The sequence below is a fragment of the Cellulomonas sp. P4_B5_2 genome (genome assembly GCF_056402235.1).
In genome coordinates, this window is the sequence record NZ_JBFUHU010000217.1 from 1 (window position 1) to 6,434 (window position 6,434).

A 6,434-nucleotide genomic window follows, 5' to 3' on the forward strand; every position below is an offset into this window, starting at 1 on the left:
CTCGTGTGCCAGGTGGGCTCGACGACGCTGAAGTACCACCTGAGCGCCATCGACGACCTGCACGCGTGGCTGCTGGAGCAGGGCGGCGCCGTGCCCCTCGGCGCCGCGGACGAGCAGAAGCCGGCCGCACCGGGCACGGTCGAGGCGTGGGGCCGCGACGAGTCCAACCCGGTGGGCGGCTGGTACGGGCTGCGCAAGGGCTACCGCGGCCGGTTCGGCATGTACCTGCCTCCGCTGCTCGAGGAGCTCGGCCTGGCGGAGCTGACCCACGACGCCCGCAACAACACGGTCCGGGCGCTCCCGCGCTGAGAGCCCGCTGAGCGGTCGGGGCGCCCGCACCCGGCTCCCCCTAGCGTGACACTCATGACGATCGCCACGGCGTGGGGCGTGACCGGGTCCGAGCAGCAGCGCTCGTACCCGTGCGACGACCTCGTCCCCGCCCCCGCGCGGCGACTGTTCCGCGGGGTCGACGTGGCGGCGCCGCCCGACGTGGTCTACCGGTGGGTGTGCCAGTTCCGCGTCGCGCCCTACAGCTACGACTGGATCGACAACGGTGGCCGGCGCAGCCCTCGCGTGCCCATGCCGTGGACGTGGGAGCTGGAGGTCGGCCAGACGTTCTCGCGGATCTTCACGCTCGCCTCGTTCGCCCCCGACGAGCACCTGACCGTGCGGATGAACCCCTCCGGTGCCCGGATGTTCGGGGACGTCGCCGTCACCTACGCGGTCCTGGCGGCGGGTCCGGCGCGCAGCAGGCTCGTGGCCGTGCTCCGCACCCCGGAACCGACCGGCCGGGCGGGAGCCGTCGGCGCGTGGCTGCTCGCGTGGGGTGACCTGGTGATGATGCGCAAGCAGCTGCGCACGTTCGCGGCGCTCGCGGAGGCGGAAGAGGCGCGCCGGGCAGGTGCTCAGCCCAGCGTGTAGTCGAACCGCATCCGGTGCGTGCCGTCCGCGTCCACCTCCAGCGCGCCACCGCCCGTGATGCCGGCCAGCTCGCCGGTGCCGCTCGACGGGACGATCGCGACATGCTCGTCGAACCGGTCCGAGCCGTGCGTCGACGCCACGTGGACGAAGTTGAAGGTGCCGGGACGCCCGTCCAGGCTGCCCTCGAAGGACTCCATCGCCACGTACGTGCCGACACCGAGCTCCGGGTCGAACGCCGAGGTGAACAGGGTGGTGGACCGCCCCTCGACGCCGCCCGCGTACTGCTTGACCATCGTCGCGACCCCGACAGCGAGCGCCGTGCTGACCGGCTCGGCGTCCTGCTCGACCGGCACGCCCGTGAACCCGCTGACCGTGAACGTTCCCTCGGTGATCATGGGCGGCACGCTAGCCAGGACCACCGACACCCCCGTACAGCCCGACCAGCTCCGCGCCCAGCACCGCCAGCTCGGCCTGGACGGAGGCGGGCCCCAGCACCTGGACCGCAGCGCCGAACCCGGCCAGGTGCTCAGCGACCGACCGCGCGGTGTGCGACCCCACCTCGAGCCGGACCCGCCCGTCGGCGTCGGTCCCGAGCACGGTGACGTGCCGCCCGAACTGGCCTCGGAGCACGCGCACCAGGAACGGTGTCGTCAGCACGGTCGCGGTCACCCGCGAGCGACGCTCCTCGACCTCGTCGACCACCGACTCCCAGACACCGGCCACGTCCAGGTCGTCGGGCCGCGCGGCCGCTGTGTCACGCACGGCCAGGCTGGTGATCCGGTCCAGCCGGAACGTGCGTCGGCCCGCCGGCGTCCCGGCCACGAGGTACCAGTGCTCGCCCTTGTCGACCAGCGCCCACGGGTCGACGGTCCGCTCGGACTCGCCGGCACGACCGCTGTACACGAGCGTCACCTGCCGCCGGCGCACGACAGCCCCTTGCAGGTCCTCCACCCACGGCTGCCGGGCGCGGGCCGACGAGCCCCACCCGACCGGGTCCACCAGGACCGCCCGCCCGGCCGCCTCGGCCTCCGCCCGGAAGGTCGCGGGCAGAGCGCGGACGAGCTTGCGCAGGGCGGAGGTGGCCTCGGCGGACCGGTCGGACGACGAGCCGACCAGCAGGAAGAGCGCCTGCGCCTCGGAGGCGGTGAGCCCGGTGAGGTCGGTGCGCGCACCGCCGACGAGCGACCAGCCACCGCCGCGCCCTGGCTGCGGGTAGACCGGGATGCCCGCCGTGGACAGCGCCTCCAGGTCGCGCCGGGCGGTCGCGACCGAGACCTCCAGCTCGCCGGCCACCTCGGCGGCGGTCACCCGCCCGCGTGCCTGCATGAGCAGGAGGGTGGCCACCAGGCGGTCCGCGCGCATGGCTCAAGAATGGCAAACAAAGTGCTCAGAAGGTGAGCACTTAGCCGAGGAGAGTCGAGTCATGACAACAACGACCAGCACCTTCCGTGGCCTCGCCAACGTCTCCTTCTTCGCCGACGACCTCGACGCCGCCCGCACCTGGTACACCGAGCTGTTCGGCGTCGAGCCGTACTTCGCCCGCGAGGGATACATCGAGTTCCGCATCGGTGACCACCTCGACGAGCTCGGCATCATCGACCGCCGCTACGTCCCGAACGGCGGCGGTCCCAGCGGCGCTGTCGTGTCCTGGCACGTCGACGACCTGCTCGGGACGTTCGAGCGCCTGCTCGCACTCGGTGCGACCGAGCACGAGGGCATCCGCGAGCGCGGCGAGGGCTTCACCACCGCCTCGGTCGTCGACCCGTTCGGCAACCTGATCGGCATCATGACCAACCCGCACTGGCTGGAGATCGTCAGCTGACCCGCTGCTTCGCCCGCATGTAGTGCGTCCGGACCTCGGGATCCAGGCGCTCGAGGGAGTACCGCAGGGTGGTCCGCGGCATCGTCGCAGCATGCTCGTCGAGGTACGCCAGGAGCCGCGGCTCGTCCTTCTTGCCGGCCTCGCGCAGCATCCACCCGATGGCCTTGTGCATGAGGTCGTGCCGGTCCGGCTCCAGCAGTGCGGCGAGCGCGAACGTGTGGTCCAGCGACCCCTCACGGATCAGGGGGAACGTCCCGACGACCGCGATGCGTCGCTCCCACAGGAGGTCCGAGGCGGCCAGGCGGTAGAGCACGTCGACCGGCAGCCCGGCCACCACCGCGCGGCCGAGCACGTCCGGCGCGCTGGCGTCGACCAGGTCCCAGTTGTTCACGCGGTCGGTGCGCCGCAGGTAGAGGTCGAGCAGCTCGCGCCGCCGCTCCGGCGAGGTCCGCTTCGCTGCGCACTCGATCGCCATGATCTTCAGCGCCAGCAGCCGCACCTCGTGCCGGTCGTCCTCGAGCAGCTCCTCCAGGGACGCGACCGGCAGGCCGACGTGCTCCTTGGCGACCGCTGTCACCTGCGGCACGGTGAGCCCGAGGAACTGGTCGCCCTCGCCGTACTCCCCCGGGCCGGTCTTGAAGAACGACGCCATGCCCGCGGCCCGCTCGGGGTCGGCCAGCGCCACGAGGCGAGCGACGGCGGTACTCATCCGAGGGTGACCGTCAGGACGGCGACGTCGTCGCGACGGATGGTCGACGGAGCCAGCGCCTCGATCAGCGCCCACGGGTCTCCCGGGGCCGCGGTCTCCACCGTGGCGACCAGCCGGGCGAGGCCCGCGCGGAGGTTCTCCCGCCGACGCTCCACCAGGCCGTCCGTGTACAGCACGAGGACGTCACCGGGGTACAGGACCACCGTGTGGTCGCGGCGCACCGCCCCCGACCGGAACCCGAGGAGCAGGTCGGGCGTGCCCTTCAGCTCGGCGGCCCCGCCGTCGCGGCGCAGCAGCACGGGAGGCGGGTGCCCGGCGCTGGACCAGCGCAGCTCGCGCCCCCCGTCGGCGCCTGCCGGGTCCAGGTGCGCCAGCACCGCCGAGCCCGTCGCCCGCAGTCCCACGCCCAGGTTCGCGTCGTCGAGCCGCCGCAGGATGGCGCCGGGGGGTTCCTGGAACGTCCAGGTCAGCCCGCGCAGCATCGACCTGAGCTGCCCCATGAGCGCGGCAGCTCCCATGTCGTGCCCGGTCACGTCGCCGATCATCAGCGCCGTCGACCCGTCGGGAAGCGCGATGGCGTCGTACCAGTCCCCGCCGACATCCTCGCCGGTCGACGCCGGGGCGTACGCAGCCGTGATCGTGAGGCCGTCGACCGTCGGCAGGTCGGTGAGCATCGCGGCCTGCAGCACGTGCGCGACCTCGCGCCGCTCCTCCAGCAGCTGCGCACGGTCGAGCGCCAGAGCGGCGTACGCGGCCAGCGCGCTCAGCACGGACCGCAGCTCCGCGTCCATCCCCCGTGGCAGCTGCCAGCGCAGCAGGACGGCCCCGAGCACGCCGGTGGCCGCGGTCAGCGGCAGGATCGCGAGCGCTCCGTCGCCACCCATCCCGGCGGTCGACGGGAACGCAGCAGCCATGGCCGCGGAGTCCTCGAAGATCTGCGGCCCCTCGCCGGTCACCGCCGCCACGGACGGCCACCGCGCGTCGGACAGGGCCACGTCTCCCCACAGCGCAGCGGGCACGCCCTCGACCTGCTCGTACCGCACCCAGCGCAGGACCTGCTCGTGCACCACCGCCACCGCGGTCCGCCGGGAGCCGGCCGCCGTCACCGCCACCCGCTGGATCGTGTCCAGCACGTCGTCCACCGACACCGCGTCCGCGAACGCCTCCGACATCAGGAGCATCAGGCGGGCGTGCCGATCGCTCTGCGTGGCGGAGCGCTGCGCCCGGCGCGCCCGCTCGCCGAGCGCCCGCAGCTGGACCTCCGACGAGCACGCCTGCGCCAGGTCGGAGAGCACCGCGAGCTCCTCCGGCGTCCACTCCCGCGGCTGGTCGTCGATCGCGCACAGCGAGCCGACAGCCCGCCCGTCCAGGTCGTGCAGCGGGAAGCCGGCGTAGGCGATCGCGCTCAGGTCCGGGATGGCGAGGTTGTCGCGCAGGAAGTCGACGTCGCGCGCGTCGGCGACCACCAGCGGCGCGTCCGAGCTCACCACGTACTGGCAGAACGAGTGGGACAGCTCCGTCCCGCGCCGCGACATCCAGGGCTCGGGCAGCCCGAGGGCCCCGGGGAACACCTGTCCGACGTCGTCGACGAACGACACGAGCGACACCGGTGCGCCGACGTAGGCCTGCGCGAGGCGCGCGAACCGCTCGTACGTCGGGTCGGCCTGCCCCTCGGGCCCGGCGTACGCATCGGTCACGCGCTGATCATGCCCCGCACCGGCGACATGGCGCAGAACGGGAGGACTACGGCAGGGTCCCGACGACCACCGTGGCCCCGGCGTCCTCGTCGACCACCACCCGCGCCGCCAGCCCTGCGCGCCCGAACGCGTCGACCGCGGCGGGCACCTGCGCCGCACCGGTCTCCACCAGCAGGTGACCACCCGGCGCCAGCCACCGCGGCGCCACCGACGCGACCCGCCGCAGCACCTCGAGCCCATCGGACCCGCCGTCGAGCGTGACGCGCGGCTCGTGCAACCGCGCCTCGGGCGGCATCAGAGCGATCGCGTCGGTCGGCACGTACGGCACGTTGGCGACGAGCAGCTGCACCCGCCCCCGCAACGACGCCGGCAGCGGCTGGTCCAGGTCCCCCTCGAACACCTGCCCGCCGACCGCGCCGACGTTCCGGCGTGCGCAGCGGACCGCCGCGGGCTCCACGTCGGCCGCGTACAGCTCCACCGCACCGAGCAGGTGCGCGAGCGCCACCCCGAGCGCCCCGGAGCCGCAGCACAGGTCCAGCACCACGACCGGCTCGGCGGYCCGCGGGGCCAGCCGCGCGGCCTCCCCCACCAGCAGCTCGGTGCGGCGGCGCGGCACGAACACCCCGGGGTCGATCCCGATCCGCAGCCCGCAGAACTCCGCCCACCCGACGACGACCTCGAGCGGCTCACCGGCGACGCGGCGCGCGACCAGCCCGTCGAGGTCGTCGGACCCCGTCCCGAGCAGGAGCGTCGCCTCGTCCTCGGCGAACACGCAGCCGGCGGCGCGCAGGGTCGCGGTGATCTCCGCGTGGGTCAGGGGCACGGCGGGCAGGCTACGCCCGCTCTCAGTCCCGCGTGATGCGCAGGATCACCCGGTTGTCGTCGCCCTTGCGGCCCAGCTTCTCGATCCCCATCATCACGCGGTACTCGAGGCCGTACTTCTCGACCATGACGTCGTTGCACCGCTCGCGCGCCGCGTCGTCGTCGAGGATCTCTCCGACGCCGGTCACCGTGGGGGCGTCGTCGTCGACGCTCCCGAACCGGCTGCTCGGGGACATCTCCACGCGGGAGTCCCGACCGAGCCGCTTGACCTTGCCGCTGCCCCGCGGGGTGGTCACCAGCAGCGCGTCGCCGTCCCGGCCCACCCACACGGTCGTCGGCACCCCGACTCCGGACTTGCGGAACGTGGTCAGGGAGATGAACCCCTCGTCGGCGAGGGCGTCGAAAGTCGTCATGCGCGATGGTCACCCACGCACGAGGCGGCCGCACCCCGTGGGGGTACGGC

Annotated in this window: 9 protein-coding genes; 3 read left to right on the forward strand and 6 right to left on the reverse strand. The window is 73.7% G+C overall.

Features of this window, described 5'->3' with window-relative positions:
* The coding region (locus tag AC1DUQ_RS15230) for a DUF6855 family protein (protein ID WP_477074075.1) at positions 1-309 on the forward strand (309 nt) is incomplete at its 5' end.
* A gap of 54 nt (positions 310-363) precedes the next feature.
* Positions 364-921, forward strand: a complete 558-nt coding sequence (locus tag AC1DUQ_RS15235) for an SRPBCC family protein (protein WP_477059443.1) — start codon at positions 364-366, stop codon at positions 919-921.
* Here the strand turns inward: AC1DUQ_RS15235 and AC1DUQ_RS15240 are convergent.
* Entirely contained in the window at positions 906-1,316 is a 411-nt protein-coding gene (locus AC1DUQ_RS15240; RefSeq protein WP_477059444.1) for a DUF3224 domain-containing protein, read from the reverse strand. The two genes, AC1DUQ_RS15235 and AC1DUQ_RS15240, sit on opposite strands and share 16 nt — an antisense overlap.
* A gap of 10 nt (positions 1,317-1,326) precedes the next feature.
* Positions 1,327-2,283: a helix-turn-helix transcriptional regulator gene (locus AC1DUQ_RS15245; protein ID WP_477059445.1), complete on the reverse strand. Its 957-nt coding sequence runs from the start codon at positions 2,281-2,283 to the stop codon at positions 1,327-1,329.
* A gap of 61 nt (positions 2,284-2,344) precedes the next feature.
* Between AC1DUQ_RS15245 and AC1DUQ_RS15250 the strand changes: the two genes are divergently transcribed.
* Positions 2,345-2,743, forward strand: coding sequence for a VOC family protein (locus AC1DUQ_RS15250; protein WP_477059446.1), 399 nt, complete (start codon positions 2,345-2,347; stop codon positions 2,741-2,743).
* Here the strand turns inward: AC1DUQ_RS15250 and AC1DUQ_RS15255 are convergent.
* Genes AC1DUQ_RS15255 through AC1DUQ_RS15270 form a run of 4 tightly spaced genes read right to left on the reverse strand, consistent with a single transcriptional unit; the run spans position 2,736 to position 6,384 of the window.
* The gene (locus tag AC1DUQ_RS15255) at positions 2,736-3,452 is read right to left on the reverse strand and encodes a DNA alkylation repair protein (protein ID WP_477059447.1); all 717 of its coding nucleotides are present in this window, start codon (positions 3,450-3,452) and stop codon (positions 2,736-2,738) included. The genes AC1DUQ_RS15250 and AC1DUQ_RS15255 overlap by 8 nt on opposite strands.
* Positions 3,449-5,149, reverse strand: coding sequence for a GAF domain-containing SpoIIE family protein phosphatase (locus AC1DUQ_RS15260; protein ID WP_477059448.1), 1,701 nt, complete (start codon positions 5,147-5,149; stop codon positions 3,449-3,451). The genes AC1DUQ_RS15255 and AC1DUQ_RS15260 overlap by 4 nt, the downstream gene beginning before the upstream one ends.
* Positions 5,150-5,195: 46 nt before the next feature.
* Complete coding sequence (locus AC1DUQ_RS15265) at positions 5,196-5,972, reverse strand: putative protein N(5)-glutamine methyltransferase (RefSeq protein WP_477074076.1); 777 nt, start codon at positions 5,970-5,972, stop codon at positions 5,196-5,198.
* A gap of 22 nt (positions 5,973-5,994) precedes the next feature.
* Positions 5,995-6,384, reverse strand: coding sequence for a PPOX class F420-dependent oxidoreductase (locus AC1DUQ_RS15270; protein ID WP_477059450.1), 390 nt, complete (start codon positions 6,382-6,384; stop codon positions 5,995-5,997).
* Between the last annotated feature and the right edge of the window lie 50 nt (positions 6,385-6,434).

What these genes read in the sequence shown, in the direction of transcription:
- AC1DUQ_RS15235 (WP_477059443.1), top strand. Translation starts at nt 364, where the DNA reads ATGACGATCGCCACGGCGTGGGGCGTGACCGGGTCCGAGCAGCAGCGC.
- AC1DUQ_RS15240 (WP_477059444.1), bottom strand. Translation starts at nt 1,316, where the DNA reads ATGATCACCGAGGGAACGTTCACGGTCAGCGGGTTCACGGGCGTGCCG.
- AC1DUQ_RS15245 (WP_477059445.1), bottom strand. Translation starts at nt 2,283, where the DNA reads ATGCGCGCGGACCGCCTGGTGGCCACCCTCCTGCTCATGCAGGCACGC.
- AC1DUQ_RS15250 (WP_477059446.1), top strand. Translation starts at nt 2,345, where the DNA reads ATGACAACAACGACCAGCACCTTCCGTGGCCTCGCCAACGTCTCCTTC.
- AC1DUQ_RS15255 (WP_477059447.1), bottom strand. Translation starts at nt 3,452, where the DNA reads ATGAGTACCGCCGTCGCTCGCCTCGTGGCGCTGGCCGACCCCGAGCGG.
- AC1DUQ_RS15270 (WP_477059450.1), bottom strand. Translation starts at nt 6,384, where the DNA reads ATGACGACTTTCGACGCCCTCGCCGACGAGGGGTTCATCTCCCTGACC.